Here is a 22,395-nt window from a genome sequence, read left to right as displayed (position 1 = left end):
TTTCACCTGTAGGATTTCTGCCTCTTTGCCCTTGCGCCCCGTCCCATTGGTTTCTTTGGCATCTTTCTTCTTATATCATTGACCATTATGGTTCTGTCATACTGCCTATACATTTCTTCTATAGTGCTGTCATTAAAGTATTCCACAATACCTTTTGCCATTGCAGTCCTGGCAGCATCTACCTGTCCTGTATTTCCTCCACCTTTTGCTTCTATGCTGATATCTATGCTGTTAATCCTGTCTCCTATTATGGATACAGGCTCCATCAGTTTGTGCTGAAGTAGGGGTATTGGAAAAAATTCTACTGGAAGTCCGTTGAAAGTTACCTTACCGTTTCCTTTTCGTATGTAAGCTCTAGCAACGGCTGTTTTTCTTTTTCCAGTTTTGATTATTACCTTTTCACCAGTATTTTTAGATTCCTTTTTTTCACTCAATTATCTTCACCTCTTTTCCCAGGGCCTTTGAAACTTCTTTCAAAGTAACATATCCACTGAACCTTTCACTCACTGTTTTTTCATATCTTATTTTTTCTTTTTCCCGAAACTCTTCAGGGCATCCATTATAAACCATCACTCTTTTCAAACATTCCTTTCCTGTGGATTTCTTTTTTGGTAACATGTCACCGATTGATCTCTTCAGTATGGCCCTTGGAAGCCTTGGATAGTAAGGCCCCTTTCTTACTGATCCTATATCCCTTCTCTTAAGGAATTTTTCCAGCACAAATTCCCTGGAACCGGTTATTATTACGTTTGCAGCATTAACTATTACAATCTCTTCATCTGTCTCCAGTAATTCCTTGGCCACTGCAGCAGAAAGTTTTCCATAAATACAGTTTGTAGCATCAACAATTTTCAAATATTTTCACCCCAAAATTTTGATGTTAGATCCCTTTGGAGAGGATTGAGCAAGATCAAGTATACTTATGAACTGAGAGCCTGCTTCCTCAAGCTTTTTCCTTGCTTTCTCACTTATTGAAAAAGCTGAAACTTTTACTTTTTTTGATATATATCCAGCACCAAGGATCTTTCCGGGAATCACTGCAACTTCGTTTTCATTCAGCAAATTACCAATCTTGCCCACATTCACCTCAGCATGATTCTGAGAAGGTGCGGCCAACCTCTCAGCTATATCTCTCCAGAAAGGTGAATTATTCTCCCTTGATACCCTGTTTAATTCTTCAATAACTTTTTTTAAATCAGGATTTTCTTTTCTATCCGCTCTTAAGCTCATTTTAACCATCAGAAGTATAGGTAAATTAATCCCCCATATTAAATTTTTTTTAATTTACCACTCCCGACCAAGTGTTAGATTTATTTTCCTAAATATGCCCATGAGCCTGTAGTATTCTGATATGGTAAGGGAAGCTTTTGAGAATATCTGTCTAAGAATAACCTCAGTGGTTTCCATTTTGTGCATTGGAAATTTAGAAGCCTTGGCTGTTTCTATTATTTTTTTAATAAGCATTTCAACCTCCTTCCCTGAGGCAAGTTCTGGAGACTCATACCCTGAAAAATCAGATGTGAAAATATAATGCATGAGCAATAGGGCGGCTTGAGACATATTGTAAACCGGATATTCATCTGAAGCTGGGATTGTGACAAAAAAATCACATTTCTGAAGTTCACTGTTCCTTAAGCCATCACCTTCTCTTCCGAATATGATGCCTACCTTTAGATCAATGGGGAAGTGATTCTTTATAAGATCTTTCATGTCCATTGGGGTTCTTCTTGGATCTTCATTGGATTTGGATCTGATAGATGATGTTGCTACAAGAATGTCAAAGGATGACCTTACTTCCATAAAATCCTTCATGTAAATTGCGTTTCTCAATATTTCAGAGCCATCTTTTGCTCTTGAGAATGCATCATCATCAATATAGGATGTACCACATATGATTAAATTATAAAAATCGCAATTTTTCATTGCCCTTGCGACTGCGCCTATATTTCCTTGAACTTCAGGTTCAATAAGTATTATAAAAATATTTTTAGTTTTGAGCATCACTCTTTCTGTTCCTGCTCAACATTATTCTCCTCGGAGGTTTCCTTTTTTTCCTCCTTTTTTGTTTCATCATTGCTGCTTTCCTTGTTTTCTTTCTTTGGTTCATACTCCTCTATTATGTCCAGAATTTTGTTTTCCATATATTTTCTGAAATTTTCAACCACCCTGTATTTAGCATCAAACCATTCTATATTGTATCTGAGATCCTCAGGAACATATATGCTCACAACATTACCCTCATCAATTACTTTGAAATTTTCAGAGCCCTTTGAAAAATTCATGTCAATGAGTGCTTTTACCTTATCCTCAACCTTCTCCAATTTTTCTATGACAGTATATTTGTAAAAAACATCCTTACCAGCAAACTGATGATTGTAATCAACAACTACTCTGCCTGGAGAAACTGAAATTACCCTTCCCCTTCTGTTTCCAAGTTTCACTTCTTGCCCAGGATATGGATCAATCTTATTTCTCTTGAACTCGGCCATTGTATGTACCTGTATGTTTTTTGGGTCTCTCATACCATAAGCGTTTTCTGCCTTGATCTCTACTTCCTTTGTTTCACCAACTGAAATTGATTGAAGGCTTTCATTTATTTCCTTGAATATGCTTTCGTCTCCAACAATCAGTGTTCCAGGCCCATACTTCTGATCCGGATCATATATATCATTATCCTTTGCAAGTTTTTCATCGTTTGTTGACACCAGTTTCTTATCTTCTCCAAGCCTCATTTCATACGTGATTTTGACAAAATCTCCTTTTTCCATAACATCACCGGATTGATAACACGTAATTTTAGAATGTATTTAAACATATATGGAAAAGGCAATGCTTAAGTGTATTCATATGTATACAGCGCCTATTTCAGTGTCCATTATGATCTCACCACCACTCTGAGGCTCCTGAAATACAGTTGTATTTGATATGTACGGAATATTAAGTTCCTGAAGCTTGTTGGTAATCTCCCTCCTGGTTCTTCCTGTAAAAACAAATCCCTTAAATTTTTTCTCCCACTGTGGAACTGATGAAAGTGCTGTATCCTTTCCAAAGAATATTTCTCCATTTTTACCTTCCTCCCACTTCACTCCGGATATGACCTTATCTCCCCACCCGTATCCTCTTGCTATCATTGTACCCGCCAAAGTCACTGCAAGCTGTGAGGTACCCGCAAAGAGTCTCCCGGTATATCCACTTGTTATGACCAGTCTTTCACCCTTTACTATGATGCTTTCATCCATAAGCTCTTTGATTATGTTATCTATTGTGTACCCATCTATATCTTTCTTTAAAAGGAATGGTTTTACATCTCTGTATATTGAGATCTGACCTGCTGTCATTTTGCTTCCTGTAACACAAACTATTTCAGTTCCAGGCCTTGCAGCGGACACCATTCTAGCCGTATTTCCTGTTTTTGTCAAAACTATTACTCTGTGTGCCTTTGATTCTCTTGCCAGAACCCTGGCAGATCTTGCTATTGAAAATGTTATTCTTGAACCGTTGAAATTCTCAGGCTCCGGATAATCATAATAATTTGATTCCACATATTCTGCAGTTTCCCTCATTGTCCTTATTACATCAAGGGGGAACTTGCCTACGGCGGTTTCCTCTGAAAGCATGAGTGCATCTGCATCGTCAAGAATTGCATTGGTTATATCGGAAACCTCTGCTCTTGTTGGAGTGTTTCTATTCACCATGCTCTCAAGCATCTGAGTTGCTACTATAGCTGGTATTCCCCTGTTGTGTGATGCAGATATTATTTTTTTCTGGCTCAGGGCAACCTCATATAGTGGCATCTCAACGCCAAGGTCTCCCCTTGCTACCATTAGAGCGTCTGATGCCCTAACAATTTCATTCAGATTCTTCATGGCTTGTTGCGTTTCTATTTTTGAAATAATCTTCAATGATCCACCTTTTGAGAGTATTAGATCATTAACCTGATCAATCTCCTCTCTGGACTGAACAAAAGACAGGGCCACGTATTCTACCATATTTTCAATGGCCAGATCAAGATATTTTTTATCCCTGTCTTGAAGAATTCCAAGTGGTACAAACCTTCCAGGTATGTTAAGCCTTGCATTTTTCTTTATATCCCCTGAGTTCAGTGCCATAATATCTACATGGTCTGATTCAACACCTGTGACCACTGTCTGAATGGCACCGTCCGAAAATAAGATTCGATCGTCTTTTTTCACTATTTCCTCTATTTTTCCCAGTGAGGTTTCAATATCTCCCCCCTTCCCTATATGATATATTTTTCCTTCCTGTACATTTAAATTGTCATTTCTGGGCAATGCCCTCATTTCAGGTCCCTTCAGGTCAATCATTATGGAGATGAGCTTTTTTGTCTTCCTGAATATATTTTCCCTCAAAACAGAAAGTTTTTTCACATCCTCCATACTGCTGTGAGCAGTGTTTAATCTCAAACATGAAACCCCGGAATTCACCATGGCCTCCAAAACATTCTCATCTGAGCAGGATGGCCCATATGTTGCTACAATCTTTATGCCCGCTGTTCTTTTTATTTCCATGATTTAAAAGTGCATTGTAGAATTTAATTTTACTTATTATGGAATATTTATTTATGGATTAATCATTTAGATTTATGAATTTTCCTATTGAGGTCGTCATATCCCTTGAAAGATCAGATTGTGCAGTATCTAAGATGATATCTCAGATGGATGGCGTAAAATCACTTACAAGGCTTAAGATAGAGAAAGATGAGACAATACACGGCCTCGAAAAGGAAAATCTCACTGATCATGAGATTGCTGAACTCAGGAAAATATCCACCAAGGTTACTAAGGTTGGAAAAAACAAGTTGTGGATCATAAGTCCAAGCTGCTCAGCCTGTACTGCAATGGCACTGAGTGATGCTGTAATAATTAGCGCCCGATCCCTGGATGAGAATCATGTTGCATACAGAATATTGATGAACGGAAAAGGTACCATAAGAAAACTTATTAGAGACTTGAGGGAAAAAAATCTTAATCCACAGATAATCGAAGAACCTGAAGAGATAAAAAATGAGTTATCAGAGAGAGAGTTCAGTGTCCTTAAGATATGCTATGATCTTGGGTATTTTGAGAATGACAGAGGAGCCTCCCTCACAGAAATAGCAGAAATTCTTGACGTTTCAACCTCTTCTTTGTCTGAAACACTAAGAAGGGCAATGAAAAAGATAGTAAAGGATTATCTGAAAAACAGGGAAATTTAATTTTCTAAAGAAGTTTTAATTTTTATTGCTTTCCTGTATATTTTTTCAAACTGTTCAAATGTAACCTGCTGTCTAGCGTCACTCTTTGCCTCTTCTGGTTTTGGATGAACTTCAACCATTGCACCGTCAGCACCTGCTCCAACTGCTGCAAGTGTCAGAGATTCCACGTATTCTCTTTTACCTGCAGGATGGCTTGGATCAACAATTATTGGATAATCACACTTCTCTCTCAAAACTGGAACTGCAGAAATGTCAAGAGTAAACCTTGTTGAATCTTCAAAGGTTCTTATGCCCCTTTCAACAAGTATTATGTTATTGTTACCCTCATTTGATATGTATCTGGATGCCTGATAAAATTCTTCAATGGTGTTTCCAAAACCTCTTTTTAGAAGTACAGGTATGTTTTGTTTACCAACTGCCCTCAAAAGTGGGAAATTCTGTGAATTTCTGCTTCCTATCTGAAGTATGTCTGAATATTCCATCACAGTTTTGATGTGTTCTATATCCATAACTTCCGTCACAACAAGCATGTTGTTTTCATCTGCTGCCTCCCTGATCAATCTGAGTCCATCTTCATGAAGACCCTGAAAAGATTCAGGATTTGTCCTTGGCTTGAAGGCACCCCCCCTTAGTATTTTCACGCCAAGATTTGAAAGGAATGAGGCCGTCTCCATTATTTGATCTCTTGATTCCACGGAGCATGGCCCTGCTATGAAACTGAACTTCCCCCTTGGGAATAAATCCCTAATTTCCAACATTTCAATCTTCATGTGTATTACCTCTTACCTTTTTAACTAAATTCAAAAAATTTCTGTCAACAAGAATGGATGTTCCTATGAGATAGGACTGAAATTTTTTAACCATCATTTCATTGAAATTTTCAACTGAAATACCGCTTTCAAGAACTTTAACTTCCTTTCTGTTCTCTATGATTTTTAAGGCATCATCCTCTCTTCCTTCCATCTTCAATGTTCTCAGGTTTCTTCTGTTATAGCCTATTATTACATTATCAATTTCAGGTATTTTTTCGGCTGATTTTAAATCATGAAATTCGACCAGTGTATCCATTTCAAGTGAATTTGCATACTCACAAAGTTCTTGCAATTCAGATCTCTCGAGAAAATCGGAAATCAGCAGAATTGCATCTGCACCACTGTTGTAAGCACTTTTAATCATCCTCTTATCATTTATGAAATCCTTGTCAAGTACAGGTATTCCAAGCCCGACCATGAACCGTATATCATCATATGAACCAAGAAAGGCTTCAGGTTCTGTGAGAACGCTGATTGCATTGGCGTATGGACCGATTATTTTGACAAAATCATATGGATCTTTTATGTATGTTCCTGTTAGACCTGAAAGAGACCCTCTTTTAAATTCCATAATGAAATGTTTTTCACCCATTCTTGATGCCCTCTCTATTGATCTCTTAAGTGAAATTGTTTCTCTTTCACGCCTATTATTCTCAACATGGTTCCTTTTCCCTGTTCTTTCATATATGTAGTTAACATCCATGGTTTCACATCTCCATGAAATTTATGATAATGTTTTCACCATATTCCGAGTAAAAGGATTCTGGATGAAACTGAACCCCGTAAAAGTTACCATTTTTACTGTGAAATCCCATTACCGAATTGTCACTTTCTGATCTTGCATCCACAATTATATTGCTGTTCTCCAATATGGCAAGGCTGTGATACCTTATTGCCCTAAATGTGTTGGGAATGTCTCTATAAATAGGGGAGCCAAAATGTGCTATGGTGTCAACTTCACCATGATATGGTCTCTTGAGTGTGATTATCTGACAACCAAGGTATCTACCAAGAGCCTGATGACCAAAGCATATTCCAAGGAATTTGGAATTTCTGTTCATATCAATTAATTTGAAAATATTTCCAAGATCCTTTTCATTCTCTGGAGAACCTGGTCCTGGTGAAATTATTATTTTTTTGAAATCCAAGTTTTTGGGCAGCTCATCAGTATTCTGTATTATGCTAACTTCATAATTCTGTTTTTGAAGCAGCTGTATCACATTATATGAAAATGAATCATGATTGTCAATGAAAAGGCATTCCATAAATTATCTCACCCGCCGCACTATAAGCTTTCGCCATTATTTCTTTTGATTCCCTTTGAGGATCGGAATCTTTAACGATTCCAGCTCCAGCCCTTGTAAAATATTTACCACCCCTTGAGTATATTGATCTGATTGTAAGTGCCAGATCCATTGAATTCATGGATGCAATACCTATTGCACCTCCATATGGGCCTCTGCTCACATCTTCCAGCCTGTTTATGTGAAAAATTGCACGTTCCTTAGGGGCACCTGACACCGTTCCAGCAGGAACCATTGCACTTACAATACTGCTGTTTGTAACTCCACTTCTAAGATCTGCTTCCACTTTTGAAACCAGATGCATAACCGTTGAAAAATGCCTGATTGCCATTGATTGAACAACTTTTACTGAACCTGGTTTTGCAATCTTTCCAAGATCGTTCCTTGCAAGATCTACCAGCATTCTATGTTCAAGAAGTTCCTTCTCATCATTCCTCAGTTCATTTTCAAGGCGCCTGTTTTCCTCATTGTTTTCAGACATGGGCCTGGTCCCTGCTATTGGCTCCGTTTCAACCCGGTTTTCAAAACGACGAACCACCATTTCAGGAGAACTTCCAAGAATTTCCATTCCTTCCATGCTGTAATAAAAAACATACATGGACTTCTGATTTTCAATATAGTTTCTTATGATTTCCTCTGGATCTATTGAAATTGGTCCGAATTCCTGAGAGATAACTGCCTGAAGCATTTCTCCCCTTCTTATTAATTCCCTAAGCTCCAGTATCTTTTTAATTAATTCAGGATAAGGTTCCCTGAAATTCGGTTTTACTCCAGACAGTGAAACTGTATTTCTAATAATACTGTTTCTTGAAACCCTTGCATCTTTCATATGAAGAATGGGAGGGTATTCATCAGAATAATCAAAACCATAAATCTCCCTTATAACAGGAAAATTTATTGAAATGGGAGTTAATTCAATCATTGAATCTATATCTTTAATTTTTTCAGATTGTTGAACCCTACCCCCTGTAAATAGAAATTCATCCCCCATTGAATTTTGATCTCCGCTGAACCTGCAGAAATATGCAAAGTCCTCACCATTGGATTTCAGTTTATGAATCTCATTGTAGAGCTTCTTCTGCATGATTTAGCCTCCTGAAAAATGATTCGACCTTTTTCCTGTCCTTTAATCCTGTTTCAGATTCAATGGAACTGCTCAGATCAACCATAAATGGAGAAAATTTTATGATTTCATCCAGAGAGTTTTCTTCTATTCCACCAGCAATTGCAAGTTTTGTTCTGTCAATGTTTTTCAGACTTTCAATACTTGGGATTATACTGGGTTTTCTCTCCACCATGAATATGTCAGATGCTCTGTATTTCTTAACATCGTAATTCAATCTATTAAATCCGTCAAAAAAATTCACAGATATGACTTTTCTGCCAGTCTGCCTGATAAGTTGAATATCTTCAGAATCATGATCGAAGTGGAGCTGTGCATAATCCTCCCCTCTGTCTCTAATTGCATTTTCTATTTCCGTGTAAACTGCCACAACAGGGATTCCAATTTCATTGGCCCTTTTTATTATTGCTTCGCTCCCCCTTCTCTTTGTTTTATCTGAAAATATTGTGCCCACCATATATGCACCGAACTCATATGCAAGATCAACATCAGATTCCCTTGTTATTCCGCATATTTTCACATTCATTCAGGAACCCCCTATGATTCTGATTCTTTCCTTTGCCTTTCCAGACTTTATTATTTTCCTCGAAAGATTTATTCCATCCTCAATGGAACTGCATTTACCAGAGGCGTAAAGGCAGAGTGAAGCGTTAATACTTATGAATTCCAAAGCTGACTCATTTTCACCGTAAAGACCACCCATGGTCTTTTCAACAATTTCCTCTGTTGTTTTTCCAGTTATTTCTGAAATTTCAACAGAAGTATTGAGCATATCTGCAAATCTAATCTCCCTCCTTTCAAGTGTTGTAAAATCTATTATTGTGGTAGATTCAAAGGGAGAGGCCTCGTCCATCCCATCTTTCCCATGTACTGCAATTCCCCTTTTTCCCCTCAGGTTCTGAACATATGCAATTTTTTCTGCAGCTTCTAATGAATATGCCCCTATAACGGAAACTTCGGGGTTCAGTGGATTTGTCAAGGGTCCCATTATATTGAAGAGCGTGCGATGTCCTATTGCCTTCCTGGCAGATGAAAAAATCTTGAAAGCGGGATTGAATCTTGGAGCCAGAACAAATGTAAAATTAAATTTCTTAAGATCAGAGTATATCTGTTCAGGACACTTCTCTGTTGAATAACCTATTGATTCTATGAAATCAGCTGCACCCGATGCCCCTGTAACAGCTCTGTTACCATGTTTGCCTATCAGCATGCCTGTTGCATTGCAAACAATCGCAGCAGCAGTACTGACATTTATTGTATGCATTCCATCTCCACCCGTTCCAACAATATCGTTAACACCATTGTATGGACTAAGGGTTGAGAATGTCCTCAGACCATCTGCGAAACCCCTTATTTCATCTGCAGTTTCACCTTTTTCACTCAGATTTTTCAGAAATAGGATCCTTTCATCATCTGTAGCAGCCTCAGATGATAGGTAAAGAGCGGCATGGTAAGCCTCCAAGTATGAAATATCCCTTCCCGAAGACACCTTATGAATTATTTCATTTTCAGTGTGAATTACCAACCACCTCCTGTATGTATGAAAGGAAACCTGACTCGTCCCTTTTTTCCAGATATGGAATGAGTGCAGTTCCTACAGCCACTCCTCCCACTTTCATCTCTCTTAGAGATGATATCTGTTCCATGTTTCTTATTCCAAAACCAAATACAATTTCCCTGCCAGGCATTAACTGCCTCATCCTTTCAACTACTTTGTCAAGGCTTACCGGCATATTTATTCCGGTAGATGGTTGTATACCACAATAAATCCATGAATCACACAAGGAAGACACATCCTTTATGATTGTATCAGGAGTTGCAGAGGTGAAGAATGGAATCAAATGCAGTGAACTGTTCCTGATTCTTCTGATTATACTTGCATACTCATCATGATAATCTATAAGGATATCTGGAACAATGAGGCCATCAATTTCCATGTTTTTCACCGATGATAGGAATTCCTCCTCATTATTTTCGAAATAGTTGTAATAAACAAGAAGGTAAATTTTCCTGCCATTTTTCTTTGCAATATTTACAGATTCTTTCAGGATGCGGATCTCATAATCATTCATGGCAATACTGTGTGTTTTCCTTATGGCAGGCCCATCATAATATGTATTTTTGGAAGGTATTCCCAGTTCAACGTATTCATAGCCACTATTCATGGAAAGGTTTAGAAACCTCAGAAATGTTGAGGAATCTGGATATGACATTGTGAAATAGAGAGCAACTTTCATATTGCCTTCTCCACTGCAGAAAGATCGAGCAGTCCATGACCGCTTACATTAATTATCACGGTTTTACCATCATTTTCTGGATTCCTGCAATAGTCTATTGCTGTTGCAATAGCATGTGATGATTCCGGGGCAGGGATTATCCCCTGTGTGTTGGCAAACATTTTCATTGCAGACCTGCTCTTCTCCTCGTCAACCTCATCAGTTTTTACAATTCCTTTTTTGATCAGCATTGAAAGGGCAGGGGCCACACCGTGGTACCTTAATCCTCCAGAATAGATTGGAGGGGGTATGAAATCTGCACCAAGGGAATACATCCTGAACTGAGGAAGTATCTTTCCTGTATCTATAAAATCATAACCGTATTTGCCCTTTGAGAACTTGGGAACTTCGGACGATGCTGATGCGATCATCTCAACATTTTTACCATAAAATGGAAAAGCAAAACCTGAAAAGTTACTCCCTCCACCCACACATCCTATAAGAGTGTCTGCTTCTTCTCCAATTATTTCCATCTGTTTTAATGTTTCAAGGCCGATAACTGACTGATGTGTTATAACTGCATTTTCAACGCTTCCCATGAGGTATCTGTATCCACTGTCAAGTGCGGACTGGACAGCCTCACTTATTGCTATTCCCAGGGAACCCGGGTGATTTTCATCCTTTTTTAGAAAATTCCTGCCAATCTCAGTCAATGATGATGGGCTTGGTACTACCTCAGCACCGTATATATTCATAACAGTTTTTCTTCCTGGCTTCTGTAAATAACTAATCCTTACCATGAAAACCTTAGCCTTAAGGCCGTTAAGTGAGGCTGAAAGGGCCGTGGCAGTACCCCATTGGCCGGCACCTGTTTCAGTCACAACGCCTTCGAAACCCTCATTTGCAGCATAATATGCCTGTGGCAGAGCTGTATTGATTTTATGAGAGCCTGTTGCTGTTGCTCCCTCGTATTTGAAAAATATTTTTCCCCTGAACTTCAGTTTTACCTCAAGATTTTTTGCCCTTATAAGTGGTGTTGGTCTTCCTATCTGTATGTACTGGTCTATGACTTCCTGAGGTATTGTTTCATATCTTGAAGCAGTAAATTCCTGCCTCATTACCTCTTTTGGAAGAATTCTATTCAATAGGTCAATTGATGAAAAATCGGTAAATGCATCCCTTGGAGGAGACAACTGTTCAGGAAGATCCGGTACAATGTTATACCATTTCTCCGGTATGATGTCTGTTCCTGTGATTTTAAGCATACAGGTATATCTAATGATATTATTTATACATTATTGTAATTAATCGTTCATAAATTATTTTATTGCTTTATGAATGTAAACTGTTCCTCCGGCCAGTCTATACACATTTATATTTTTAAACCCCTCATTTTTCAGCAGCTCTGTCATTTTCTGAGGAGAGATAAAATTTTTAACCGATCTTGCAAGATATGAATATGATTTGGAATACGTTATTTTATCCATTATTTTTGGAATCATATTGTAAAAGTATACCCTGAACAGGGGAGCTATGAAACTCCTCCCCGGATCGTAGATGTCAAGATTGCAAAAAATTCCCCCAGGCTTCAAAGTTCTGTATACCTCATGCAGGTAAGAACTCACAGAATAAAGATTTCTTGTGAGGAAACATGACACTGCCCTGTCAAAAATTTCTCCTTGGAAAGGAAGATTTTCTGCAGATGCCTCATGAAATTTTATACTTTTATTTTTTAACCTGAACATTGATGAGGTTATATCCACTGCATCTATTTTCACATTGGCCCTTTTCAATATCTCCTCTGACACCTTTCCTGATCCTGCACCACTGTCAAGAACCTGCATGTTGTTTCCAAGGTTCATCAGATCAACAACCTTTTTTCGCCACAGGCCATCCATGCCCAGGCTCATTATTGAATCTATGAGATCATATTTATCACTGATGGAGTTAAATACCCCTCTCACCAGACTTTCTTTTACTTCCATACTTACCTCAACATCCTTGCATACTGGGCGTGGGGGACATCCTGAATGTAAAGAATGTTTTCTTTGTCAACAAACCCCAGTTTAATGCATCTTTCAACCACCTTTTTTCCCACAAAATTTCCAATAGAGCATAGGGCCAGTGATTCATCAAAAAATTCCCATGTAACCTCTGTGTTTCCATAATATTTTGGATCCACATAGAGATGAAGTTTTCCTGATTTCAGGTTAACACCTATTATTTCCAGGTCAGCGGCTGCCATCATGTTTTCACCCCTTATGTTAACTATTTTAACAGAAACACCAGATTTCATGTAAGTTCTATCTCTCCGTTTCCAGGTCTGAAAAATATTCCGGTCTCAATTGCCTCTTTGAGAAGATTTGTGACCCTTGATTTGTCAAGACCGCTTTTTACGCATTCGTTCAAGAATTCGCTCTCCTTTATCATCATCCCTTGTTTTTTCCTTTTAAGCTCTTTGAAAATATCTGTCATTGTTTCCAAGTCTGCCCTTATTGATGCGTTTTTCCCTGTCATAATAAAGTCTGCATCTGGCTTTTCATCAGGTGAAAGTTTTGTCATGTAATACCTGATAATTGAGAACCCAAGAATTGCATCGTCCAGTGTAACAATTTCAGAAAGTCTCGCTTTTGCGGCTGCTTCTGAAAGCCTAATTGCAGATTCAAGCTGCCTTGTGGTGATTGGCACAGATATATATTTTCCCACCCTTGTCCCCTCCATTCTCAATCTTACATATTCCTCTCTGATGTATCGAATTGCCTCATCGGACATTTTTGGTATTATGTTCCTCTTTGCATATGCTACATATTTCCTGATCATTTCCCTGTCTATAGGAGGTATTATGTTCTGCTCTTCCTTTATATCTGCAGATAAGTTCTTTGCTTCCATACTGCTGAAAACCTCCCCCATTCTGTGAACGTAAAGTACGTGCTGTGCTAGATTGGAATCCCTTTCCATCTCAGGAATGTCAACCAACTTAAATATAACATCAAATCTTGATATGAGAGGAAATGGAAAATCTATCTGTTTAAGCGCGTTTTCATTTTCATTAAAACGCCCATCCTTCGGATTTGCTGCTGCGAGTATTGAACACCTTGATCTCAGTGTGGCCATTATTCCTGCTTTTGAAATTGTAACTGTCTGCTGTTCCATTGCCTCATGCATTGATGAAGTATCCTTTTCGTCCATCTTATCAAGTTCGTCAAGAGCCACAAAACCGTTATCAGCAAGAACAAGCGCTCCAGCTTCCAGAGTCCAGCGACCCTCCCCAAATTCATCCCTTACTGCAGCTGCCGTTAAACCAGCTGCGCTGGCCCCTTTACCTATGGCCATAACTGCCCTTGGGCTGATATCCGCCATGTATCTTAAAAACTGTGATTTGGCAGTACCAGGATCACCGATTATCAGGACGTGAATGTCACCCCTTAGCTTCATTCCGTCCCTGTTTGTTTTTCTTACTCCTCCAAACATCTGAAGAACAAGAGTTGTTTTTATCTCATCATGGTCATAAATGGATGGCGCAATTGATTTTGATAATAATTTAATCACGTCAGGTTCCTTTGACAGTCTTTTGATCTCCTCTTCATCCTCAGGAGTTATCTCCACCTCATCCAGTTCCTGAGTAGTCCTTGTGAAATTCATCACATAAAGGTAGATTGAGAATTCTGTAAGGGGATTTCCAGAGTACATCTTCTGTTCTGCCATAAGAATTCCATCAAGTGAAACTCTGTCTCCTGGGAACAGTTTTCCTGCTATGTCGTCCTCGATGATGGCGGTTAATCTCAATGGCTGTGAACCACCACTAATGCTTTCTGGATTTTCCTGTATCTCAATCTTCTGGGTATCTATGAATTCTGAGATCTCTGGTACAAGTTTGAATTTTGACCTCAGTGATTCCTTAGAATTTGATGGGCATAAATCGTTTCTGCATCTTTCAGGTGATTCCTGCTTCCCTTTCTTTTGAAGTGTATATGTTACCTCATCACAGTATATGCACTGGAATGCTGCATTGTAAAGCCTTGGCATCACCTCTGTATTTTTTCTTATTATGCCTGATACACTGATTATTTTCCCAACATGTGTACTCCTGATGTCCCTTATGTTTAGTTTAATATCCTCAGGAAGATCCTGAATTCTTAGATTTATTATTATTGAGTTGTCGTTTAAAAATGAATAATTAGTGCCTTTCTCCGATATGTATTTTCTCAGAAGGTTTCTTGCACTTTCCAAGGCTATGTTGGCATTCTCTAATACGAATATTGCGAAATCCTCATCATATTCCTCAAGTCTGCTGTATGATATGTATAGTGATCTCTCCTGTGGATAATGCATGCTTATTTTTGTAAGATCAGAATAATATCCGTAATCCTGGAAAAAGTGGCTCCATTTTTCCTCAATTTCGGACTGAGTCCATATTATTCCACCATTTCCATCAAGCATGTCTTCTGTCATAATTTACCATAATCCACATGGGTAAATATGCTATTGCCATGAATTTTGTAAGATAAAGTATTTAAAATTTTAAAGGTCTCTTTCCTCAGGCCCTATATACTGAGCGGCCGGCCTTATTAACTTGTTGTTTTCAACCTGTTCCTTATAGTGTGCATGCCACCCGAAAATTCTGGAACACGCAAAAACTGGCAGGTAGTATTTCTCCTCTATCCCAAGATAATCCATGAGAACAGCCGCATAAAGGTCAACGTTTGCGGGAATGCCTTTCTTCTCAAACATATATTCTTCAACATATGTTGCAGCCTTGAATTTTTCCTGATCCGGCGCTATTTTTTGCAATTCAGATTTAACGAACTGGGCCCTTGGATCTTTCTTCTTGTAAACCCTGTGCCCGAAGCCCATAATTTTCTTACCCGATGATAGAGATTGCTCAACATAATTTTTTGCGTCATCTCTGCTATGTATGCTTCCAAGGTAAGATAGCACCTCTGAATTTGCACCTCCATGCAGAGGTCCTTTAAGCGTTGCAAGAGCTGCCGTAACTGCTGAAACAGGATCAGTAAGGGTTGATGCTGCAACCCTCAAGGCAAATGTTGATGCATTAAATTCGTGCTCCATGTAAAGTATCATGAGTTTTTCAAATGATCTTGAAAATTCAATCTTTTTACCGATCTTCCGGAAAAAAGCATCAGAAAAACCATCGCCGGAAAAATTTTCTATATTTTTTCCATCATATATCATTGAGGTGTAAACCGAAAACACTGGAAGTTTTCCTTCCATCTCAAGGAAGAGGTCATCAACATCATTTGTTCTGTAATGATATGCTGATACCAGGGTTCTTATATTTCTCATTATATCCTTTTCCTTTATATCCCTGATAACATTTATAAATGTTGAATCCAGAGACATCTGTTTCATTAACGATTCAGTGAACTGATTTCTTTCCTTTTCATCAGGTAATCTTCCATTCACAATTAAAAATGCAGCGTCCTCAAATTTTTTCTTTTCGGCAATATCTATGGCCCTGTATCCCCTGTAAAGAAGATGGCCAGATGAACCGGTTGTTGCAATTGAAGTACTATCCACAACAACATTTGCCAGTCCCTTTGGAACAGTTATTTCTTCAGTCATTGATCATACCTCCTTTTTGAAAGAGAGACATCCTCTTCTTCGTACTCGCCGTATCCTATCAGGTCATAAAAGTGTTGGCGAGTCATTATTTCATTTAAAAACCCAGCCTGCGTCCCTTTTTCTTTAAGCTGGGAATATGCCAACTCCATTGCCTTCAAAGCTGTTCTGAATGCAGTAAGAGGGAATATTACAATGTTATATCCTATGTCCTCAAGCTCTCTTACCGAAAGCAATGGTGATTTACCATACTCAGTCATGTTTGCAAGTAAAAATGCATTTGTCTTCTTTCTGAACTCAATGAACTCATCTTTTGTTTCAAGGGCCTCTATGAAAATGCAATCTGCCCCTGCAGAAATATATTCCCTTGATCTTGAAAGTGCACCATCTATACCTTCCAGGGCTCTTGCATCTGTTCTTGCTATTATAATAAAATCATTATTTTTTCTTGCTGAAACAGCCGCTTTTATTTTCATTACCATATCGTCCGGAGATACCAGTTCCTTACCCTTAAGATGACCACATTTTTTTGGCATAACCTGATCTTCAATATGTATTGCTGATGCACCGGCACTTTCAAGTTCAATGACTGTTCTTTCCACATTTATTGACTCTCCGAAACCAGTATCTGCATCAACTATGAGCGGAAGGCTTGATATTCTTGTTATATTCCTTACTTCCCTTTCTACCTCACTTAGTGTTGTAATTGAAAGATCCGGCATTCCCATGTATGCAGCAATCTGGGAGCCGGAAAGATATCCTGCCTTAAATCCCGTTCTTTCAGCTATTATTGCACCCATTCCACCAAAGAGACCAGGAGCCACCACTATGCCATCTTTCATCATTCTTCTTAGAGCGGAGGGGCCTAAGTTTCTATTGTCCCTAAGCCTTGACATTATTTACCACCTCAATAAACTCAGAGACATCTCTGTTATCCATGGATTTTGAGAATTCCACCAGATCCCTTGCAGAATCTTCATTCATGGACCTTTCAGCTTTTTTTCTCAGATCATCCCAGGAATATGGGTCCATGTGATGACCCTTTGGAAATAGCATTTCCCTTTCAAAATTCCCTTTGTCCGTCTTAACAATAATTTTGAATGGCAATTTCTCAGGATAGAGTTCATTGAATCTTTCCGTAACCCTGAAATTCATCTTGTCTATAAGTGATAATATTTTTTGATCATTCAGGTATTTTTCACTGTATGATTGGGGTACAGGTTCACCATAAATAAGAGAGTATGCTATGATGAATGGCATGCTGTGATCTGCAGTCTCTTTTGTTTTTGGTCTTAGTTTTTCAGGATCCTTAATAATTATTGTGTGTGCAACCTTGAATGTTTCAACCTCAATTGATTTTATTTCACCCTTTATTTCGTTTCTCATTTCTGAGCATGTTTGAGCAGCGCTCATTGCATGGTATTCCACAGGATAATTCTTTATCATGGTCTTCCCAATCCTTGATTTTGAAAAATCAAGTGACATATTTCCAGATACCTGTTTGAAGAAACCCATTTCGCCCTCAAATATAGGGGACGGACCGGTAAAACCTCTTTCTGCAAGCAAAGTTCCGAAAACACTGTTTCTGCAGGCATTGGCAGCAGTTGCTCCTTTCCACATGCTCAGCTCCCCAGCCCTTGTCTGCCTCATACTGACATTATTATTTATTGAGAGATTTAAAGCATTTTCAAATTTTTCATCATCTAAATCCATAAGGGTTGCAAGACCAGTACCTGATGAAATTGAAATGTAGGTGACATGATCCCATCCCCTGTCCCTTATTGATACTGCATCGGAAAGTGCACAAACAGTTTCATATGCAACTGCAGAGGAGATCACCACATCCTTCATTTTCATATCCCTTGATTCTGCAAGTGCTATCATTGGAGGTATATTGTCCGATGGATGAAGTGCCTCCTTTGAAAGATATGTATCATTATAGTCCAGATATCTTGTCATTGTTCCGTTTATCATTGTTGCGTAATCAACAGAAACCTTTTCCTTTGTGAAAAAAATTGATGCGTTCTCTTTTCCCTTCACGCCTGAAAAAGTATTTTTAAGTATTTTTACAGGCTCAGAATCCCTGGCACCAAATGATGTGATCACTATGTCAGCTATTCTTTTTCTAATTTCTTCCTTATTTTTCTCCTCAAGATCACCATTCCTCAGTCTGTGAGACATTTCTAAAATTTTTTTTACTGTAGAATCCATAGAAGTGCATTCTTTGAAAATACATAAGAATATATGTGTTGATATATGGGAAAATTGTTCAGGAAATTTTTTTATGCTTGTTTTACTTTTTTATTCAATGAATATTAATGATGCCCTGGAAATTACAAGAAAAAAAATTATATCCGATATGAAGAGCAGGGCAACTGAAAAGGAATATCTATTTCTGTGCAAACTATTTCTTGAGTTCACCGGTAAATGGCCCGGTGATATAAATCCGGCAGAAATAGAGAGGTTTAAATATTTTCTTGCAACAGAAAAGAAATATTCAAAATCAAGCCAGTATCTTGCTGTGAGGGCTATCACATATATGTATAGGGCACTCAACATAAGGCCACCAGAAAATCTAAAACCCCCTAGAAGATCAAGAAAGCTGCCGGTTTATCTGACAAATGAAGAGGCGGTAAGATTGATTGAGGCTGCAAATGGAAAATTCCATAGGGCGGTAATAAGATTTCTTCTCTCATCAGGTCTCCGTGTCAGTGAGATGTGTTCCTTAAAGGTGGAGGATATTGACCTCAATGAAAAGACTGTAAGGGTTGAGAGTGGTAAGGGTGACAAAGACAGAATTGTTCTTATAGATGATGACACGGTGAAGGCTCTTGTGGAATATCGGGAGGAGAATTTAAAATATGGGAGAATCTCACCTTACTTCTTCACAAGTCAGAAGGGTGGGAAATATAATACAGCAACAATAGAGAGAATTGTTAGGGAGACATCACAGGCTGCAGGTATCCGGAAGAAAATAACGCCCCATACCCTCAGACATACTTTCGCAACAGAAATTCTGAAAAACGGAGGAGATATAAGGTTTATACAGCTTCTTCTTGGCCATTCAAACATAGGAACTACGGAGATATACACACATATAGACAGCGGAGCAATGAAAGAACTGTATATGAAATACAGGCCTAAATTTTGAATTTGACCAATGATCTTTAAAGTTTTCTTAATTTAGAGTTATGCGATTGCATATTTTTAAAAACATAAATTATAAATATGATAAAATTGTAAATTCTATATGGAAAATGAGATAATGGAAATGGATAATGCGGATATGAAACTTTATGTAGACCAGTATTTTGAAAATGGAAATGCGGACTGAAAAGTCAATAAACTTATTTTATTTTAAATTAAATCTTAAATAATGATTTAATATATTTAATAGAAAATTATGGGAAAATTTATTGCGTACGTGGTTGGTCTTTTCACAATGATTTTGTTTTCATTCTATTTTCTATCCCAATATTATTCAGTCTTAATTGAAGGATACTATCCATACCTGGGTCCTGGACTGATTTTTTTTGTTTCAATTTTAAATGAACTTTTTACCAGTCCTTTTAACAATGTGTATTTGCTTCCCATACTGGTTCTTTGTGGAGCATTAACCGGGCTGGCGGCTGGAAAGTGGACAAGGGCATTTACATCTTCCGTTGCAGTGTTTCTTTCCCTTTTTGAATTGTTAAGTGCTTCAATTTTATCGATTATACTGTACATTGGAGAATTTAACAATTTAATTTCTGGCAATGCACAGTTTCTTCCTCAGAATAAAATGATTGCAATACCAGGGAACGGAAGCCTTGCTGCAATTAAGGGAGAGCCTGTTTTCTACAAATTTTTCAAAACAATATCAGCACTTTTTGGTTCAGCTAGTCCACAGGTATCGGGAGTTTCAACACAGAATTCATTTTCACAGGTCAAAATCTCAACTGTGCTGGCATCATTTGAATCCACAATTTCATCATTCACCATTAATCTTATAATTAATTTTATAATTTTTGTAGTCGTTGCAATTATTACAGGTTACGGTATAAGCAAATTATCAGGTGGGAAACATGATAGTAAAGGATACAGAAAGTTTTCAAAAAAATCTCTTATCGTGCTTATTGCCCTTTTTCTATCATTATCCGCATTTTATGCAAGTGAACCAAATATGATTTATTCAGATGTAAAAGTTTCTGAAATGACCAGCGGAAATGCTGAATTTGTTCCCATATATTCAAATAATACACTTAATGAAACCTATGTTTTCGAAGGAAACATTATTTACAATGTTTTAGTCAACTATTCAGCACAGAATATTAAAATTCGAATTGTTGATCTATCCAATCTTTCCGCAACAAATTTTAGTTCAAAACTTAACGTGATAAGTGAAATTGGTAACGGCACAAAAAGAGAAGTTGTCAATTTAATTTTAAATTCAACCATAATCAGTTTCAGTGAGAGACAAATCATTCTGAACGTTTCATATTTGCCATTTTTCAACAATAATACTTATTATTTTCCCTCTGTTTCTTATAACATAAACAGAAATTTTTACAATTTCACATCGTGGGATACAATTGCAAGTATGGGGAATATTTCATTCTTCAGTTCTTTAAATTATGTGCTTTACTCTGATTTCTATATTCCAGACTATTTCATTCATCAGGATATTTTTGATTACAGAATATCAGGTGGTATATACCTTTATGATATAATCATCATTCTTCTAATTATAACAGATGTAGCACTTGAAATAAGAAATCATTTCAAGAATAAGAAGTGATAAGATATATTCCAAATTTATATTAACAAATATACATTTATAATGAATATTTTTTGATAAATTAAAATAATTAGAACTGAATGGATATTTTATGGAAAAGATTCAATTTACAAATTATTCAAAACATTCTGTTAAGTTTCAATAAAAATTCATAAATTATGTCTAAGAGTTTCCAATAAAACTCCATTCTCATTTAGGATGAAAAATACTTATATCAAAAACTTAATTATTTCACAAATTCAGAACAATAGCAAGCGACAGAAAGAACAAGTATGATCTGAAATTGAAAGCAAATGACAAAAAGGCGAATCAATTATACATCAAAATTCTCACCCGAAGGCTTATGAATTCAGGATTCCTTGCTACAGATATACGCTCAACTGTTTGCAAAGTCATACAGGTATGCGATTGAGACTCTTGTATTTCAAGGTTCCCTTATAATGCAAGAGGCACCATTTAATAAGGATGAGCAAAAGCCTGGGTACTTTTTTTAACACCTTCTATATGTAAAAAGAAAATTAGAATGATTAGATTGTTTAAAAAATTAGAAACTTTTTATATGAAATTGTCTCTTCCTCCTGACAATGACAAATCTTTTTATTTCTCTAATTATTCTGACAGGCTATGGAATTAGTTAAACATTATATTATATTGTAATTGAAATAGAAGTAAAAAGAACTGGCTGAAATTTTACAGAATGCATACGGAACATATACACTGTGGCCTCGACATCGGTTAGAAAACGATTTCAAACGGGTACCGGATAGAAAGAGAGGCAGATGTGTAACCTGAAGGACCTTGAATTCTTAGCATTATTAAGGAATTCTATTCAAAGTTCAAAGCGTTATCACAGTCTTTATAGGATGTAAAGTAACCCGGACGAATATCTGAAGTAATGTTGAATGTCAGAATTCTAGCCAGTGACCAGGTTCAGACACTTAAACTACCTGTAGAAAAGGTAGTGAATAATCTTCAAGTGATCAGTAATGAGGATATGATTAGTGAGATCAAACTCAGCGAGAAACGTAAAAAACCGAAACAGGAAATACAAAAAGAAAAGGACAAAGCAAAGAATGAGATGAGGGCCTTTGGGGCCAACAATCCTAAAAGAATTCTTGATAAAGTCATAGACAACATTTATCTGTCTCCGAAACCGCTTGACAGGGCAGATGTTGAGATCGGTGACATGAAATTGTTCAACTGGATAGGGCAGTATTAGGTTGAAAATAGGAAGAGGAGGGGAAAAATAATTTAGAGAGGCATGGGACTTAACCAGAAAACCCTCAGAAGGAAACATGGTATTGTGAACCAAATCTTAATTTCCTAAAAACATATAGTGTTTTCAGCAGGGATGCCAATATTATTTGC

The 22,395-nt window shown here is 37.5% G+C and carries 24 protein-coding genes; 4 read left to right on the top strand and 20 right to left on the bottom strand.

The genetic code is table 11. From position 1 onward, the window contains the following. Positions 1-2: 2 nt before the first annotated feature. The 6 genes from ACNF4Z_RS05985 to pyk form a co-directional block, all read right to left on the bottom strand. Positions 3-434: a 30S ribosomal protein S9 gene (locus tag ACNF4Z_RS05985; RefSeq protein ID WP_458328334.1), complete on the bottom strand. Its 432-nt coding sequence runs from the start codon at positions 432-434 to the stop codon at positions 3-5. Beyond that, positions 427-855, bottom strand: coding sequence for a 50S ribosomal protein L13 (locus ACNF4Z_RS05980; protein ID WP_458328333.1), 429 nt, complete (start codon positions 853-855; stop codon positions 427-429). The genes ACNF4Z_RS05985 and ACNF4Z_RS05980 overlap by 8 nt, the downstream gene beginning before the upstream one ends. Positions 856-861: 6 nt before the next feature. Further along, positions 862-1,239: a 50S ribosomal protein L18e gene (locus tag ACNF4Z_RS05975; protein ID WP_458328332.1), complete on the bottom strand. Its 378-nt coding sequence runs from the start codon at positions 1,237-1,239 to the stop codon at positions 862-864. 45 nt (positions 1,240-1,284) lie between these two features. Beyond that, on the bottom strand, positions 1,285-2,001 hold the full coding sequence (locus tag ACNF4Z_RS05970) for an RNA methyltransferase (RefSeq protein ID WP_458328331.1): 717 nt from the start codon (positions 1,999-2,001) through the stop codon (positions 1,285-1,287). Beyond that, positions 2,001-2,768: an FKBP-type peptidyl-prolyl cis-trans isomerase gene (locus ACNF4Z_RS05965; RefSeq protein ID WP_458328330.1), complete on the bottom strand. Its 768-nt coding sequence runs from the start codon at positions 2,766-2,768 to the stop codon at positions 2,001-2,003. Before ACNF4Z_RS05965 ends, ACNF4Z_RS05970 begins: the two co-directional genes overlap by 1 nt. A 75-nt stretch (positions 2,769-2,843) precedes the next feature. Continuing rightward, complete coding sequence (gene pyk / locus ACNF4Z_RS05960; protein ID WP_458328329.1) at positions 2,844-4,529, bottom strand: pyruvate kinase; 1,686 nt, start codon at positions 4,527-4,529, stop codon at positions 2,844-2,846. 74 nt (positions 4,530-4,603) lie between these two features. On the opposite strand from pyk, the gene ACNF4Z_RS05955 reads away from it, so the two are divergent. Further along, the gene (locus tag ACNF4Z_RS05955; RefSeq protein ID WP_458328328.1) at positions 4,604-5,215 is read left to right on the top strand and encodes a helix-turn-helix domain-containing protein; all 612 of its coding nucleotides are present in this window, start codon (positions 4,604-4,606) and stop codon (positions 5,213-5,215) included. Here the strand turns inward: ACNF4Z_RS05955 and aroF are convergent. The 14 genes from aroF to ACNF4Z_RS05885 form a co-directional block, all read right to left on the bottom strand. After that, positions 5,212-5,985, bottom strand: coding sequence for a 3-deoxy-7-phosphoheptulonate synthase (gene aroF, locus ACNF4Z_RS05950; protein ID WP_458328327.1), 774 nt, complete (start codon positions 5,983-5,985; stop codon positions 5,212-5,214). The genes ACNF4Z_RS05955 and aroF overlap by 4 nt on opposite strands. After that, positions 5,975-6,730 (bottom strand): indole-3-glycerol-phosphate synthase TrpC, encoded by a 756-nt coding sequence (locus tag ACNF4Z_RS05945; protein ID WP_458328326.1) that lies wholly within the window; start codon positions 6,728-6,730, stop codon positions 5,975-5,977. Before ACNF4Z_RS05945 ends, aroF begins: the two co-directional genes overlap by 11 nt. Before the next feature lie 4 nt (positions 6,731-6,734). Continuing rightward, positions 6,735-7,292 (bottom strand): aminodeoxychorismate/anthranilate synthase component II, encoded by a 558-nt coding sequence (locus ACNF4Z_RS05940; protein ID WP_458328325.1) that lies wholly within the window; start codon positions 7,290-7,292, stop codon positions 6,735-6,737. Further along, the gene (locus ACNF4Z_RS05935) at positions 7,273-8,415 is read right to left on the bottom strand and encodes an anthranilate synthase component I family protein (RefSeq protein WP_458328324.1); all 1,143 of its coding nucleotides are present in this window, start codon (positions 8,413-8,415) and stop codon (positions 7,273-7,275) included. The genes ACNF4Z_RS05940 and ACNF4Z_RS05935 overlap by 20 nt, the downstream gene beginning before the upstream one ends. After that, positions 8,393-8,980 carry a phosphoribosylanthranilate isomerase gene (locus tag ACNF4Z_RS05930; protein WP_458328323.1) on the bottom strand — a complete coding sequence of 196 codons (588 nt, stop codon included), beginning with the start codon at positions 8,978-8,980 and terminating at the stop codon, positions 8,393-8,395. Before ACNF4Z_RS05930 ends, ACNF4Z_RS05935 begins: the two co-directional genes overlap by 23 nt. Further along, positions 8,981-9,979, bottom strand: coding sequence for an anthranilate phosphoribosyltransferase (trpD, locus tag ACNF4Z_RS05925; RefSeq protein WP_458328322.1), 999 nt, complete (start codon positions 9,977-9,979; stop codon positions 8,981-8,983). It lies immediately after the preceding gene. Further along, positions 9,963-10,691, bottom strand: coding sequence for a tryptophan synthase subunit alpha (locus ACNF4Z_RS05920; protein ID WP_458328321.1), 729 nt, complete (start codon positions 10,689-10,691; stop codon positions 9,963-9,965). Before ACNF4Z_RS05920 ends, trpD begins: the two co-directional genes overlap by 17 nt. Next, positions 10,688-11,935, bottom strand: coding sequence for a TrpB-like pyridoxal phosphate-dependent enzyme (locus tag ACNF4Z_RS05915; RefSeq protein WP_458328320.1), 1,248 nt, complete (start codon positions 11,933-11,935; stop codon positions 10,688-10,690). Before ACNF4Z_RS05915 ends, ACNF4Z_RS05920 begins: the two co-directional genes overlap by 4 nt. A gap of 54 nt (positions 11,936-11,989) precedes the next feature. After that, entirely contained in the window at positions 11,990-12,655 is a 666-nt protein-coding gene (locus tag ACNF4Z_RS05910) for a ubiquinone/menaquinone biosynthesis methyltransferase (protein WP_458328319.1), read from the bottom strand. Positions 12,656-12,657: 2 nt separating this feature from the next. After that, positions 12,658-12,966 (bottom strand): DUF424 domain-containing protein, encoded by a 309-nt coding sequence (locus tag ACNF4Z_RS05905; RefSeq protein WP_458328318.1) that lies wholly within the window; start codon positions 12,964-12,966, stop codon positions 12,658-12,660. Continuing rightward, a complete protein-coding gene (locus ACNF4Z_RS05900) occupies positions 12,963-15,122 on the bottom strand; it encodes a minichromosome maintenance protein MCM (RefSeq protein ID WP_458328317.1) in 2,160 nt (719 codons plus the stop codon). Before ACNF4Z_RS05900 ends, ACNF4Z_RS05905 begins: the two co-directional genes overlap by 4 nt. 69 nt (positions 15,123-15,191) lie before the next feature. Further along, positions 15,192-16,253: a citrate/2-methylcitrate synthase gene (locus ACNF4Z_RS05895; protein WP_458328316.1), complete on the bottom strand. Its 1,062-nt coding sequence runs from the start codon at positions 16,251-16,253 to the stop codon at positions 15,192-15,194. Beyond that, a complete protein-coding gene (gene prpB, locus ACNF4Z_RS05890; protein ID WP_458328315.1) occupies positions 16,250-17,146 on the bottom strand; it encodes a methylisocitrate lyase in 897 nt (298 codons plus the stop codon). Before prpB ends, ACNF4Z_RS05895 begins: the two co-directional genes overlap by 4 nt. Continuing rightward, positions 17,133-18,461 carry an MmgE/PrpD family protein gene (locus tag ACNF4Z_RS05885; RefSeq protein ID WP_458328314.1) on the bottom strand — a complete coding sequence of 443 codons (1,329 nt, stop codon included), beginning with the start codon at positions 18,459-18,461 and terminating at the stop codon, positions 17,133-17,135. The genes prpB and ACNF4Z_RS05885 overlap by 14 nt, the downstream gene beginning before the upstream one ends. 97 nt (positions 18,462-18,558) lie before the next feature. Between ACNF4Z_RS05885 and xerA the strand changes: the two genes are divergently transcribed. The 3 genes from xerA (at position 18,559) to ACNF4Z_RS05870 (ending at position 22,246) form a co-directional block, all read left to right on the top strand. Continuing rightward, positions 18,559-19,401, top strand: coding sequence for a site-specific tyrosine recombinase/integron integrase (gene xerA / locus ACNF4Z_RS05880; protein ID WP_458328313.1), 843 nt, complete (start codon positions 18,559-18,561; stop codon positions 19,399-19,401). 252 nt (positions 19,402-19,653) lie between these two features. Continuing rightward, complete coding sequence (locus ACNF4Z_RS05875) at positions 19,654-21,027, top strand: hypothetical protein (RefSeq protein ID WP_458328312.1); 1,374 nt, start codon at positions 19,654-19,656, stop codon at positions 21,025-21,027. Between the two features lie 895 nt (positions 21,028-21,922). Further along, on the top strand, positions 21,923-22,246 hold the full coding sequence (locus ACNF4Z_RS05870; protein WP_458328311.1) for a hypothetical protein: 324 nt from the start codon (positions 21,923-21,925) through the stop codon (positions 22,244-22,246). Positions 22,247-22,395 lie beyond the last annotated feature (149 nt).

Origin of the sequence: Caldiplasma sukawensis, assembly GCF_052315375.1 — an archaeon.
Taxonomy (GTDB): domain Archaea; phylum Thermoplasmatota; class Thermoplasmata; order Thermoplasmatales; family Thermoplasmataceae; genus Cuniculiplasma.
Note: the sequence above shows the minus strand (reverse complement) of the source record. Positions and strands in the feature narration are given on the sequence as shown.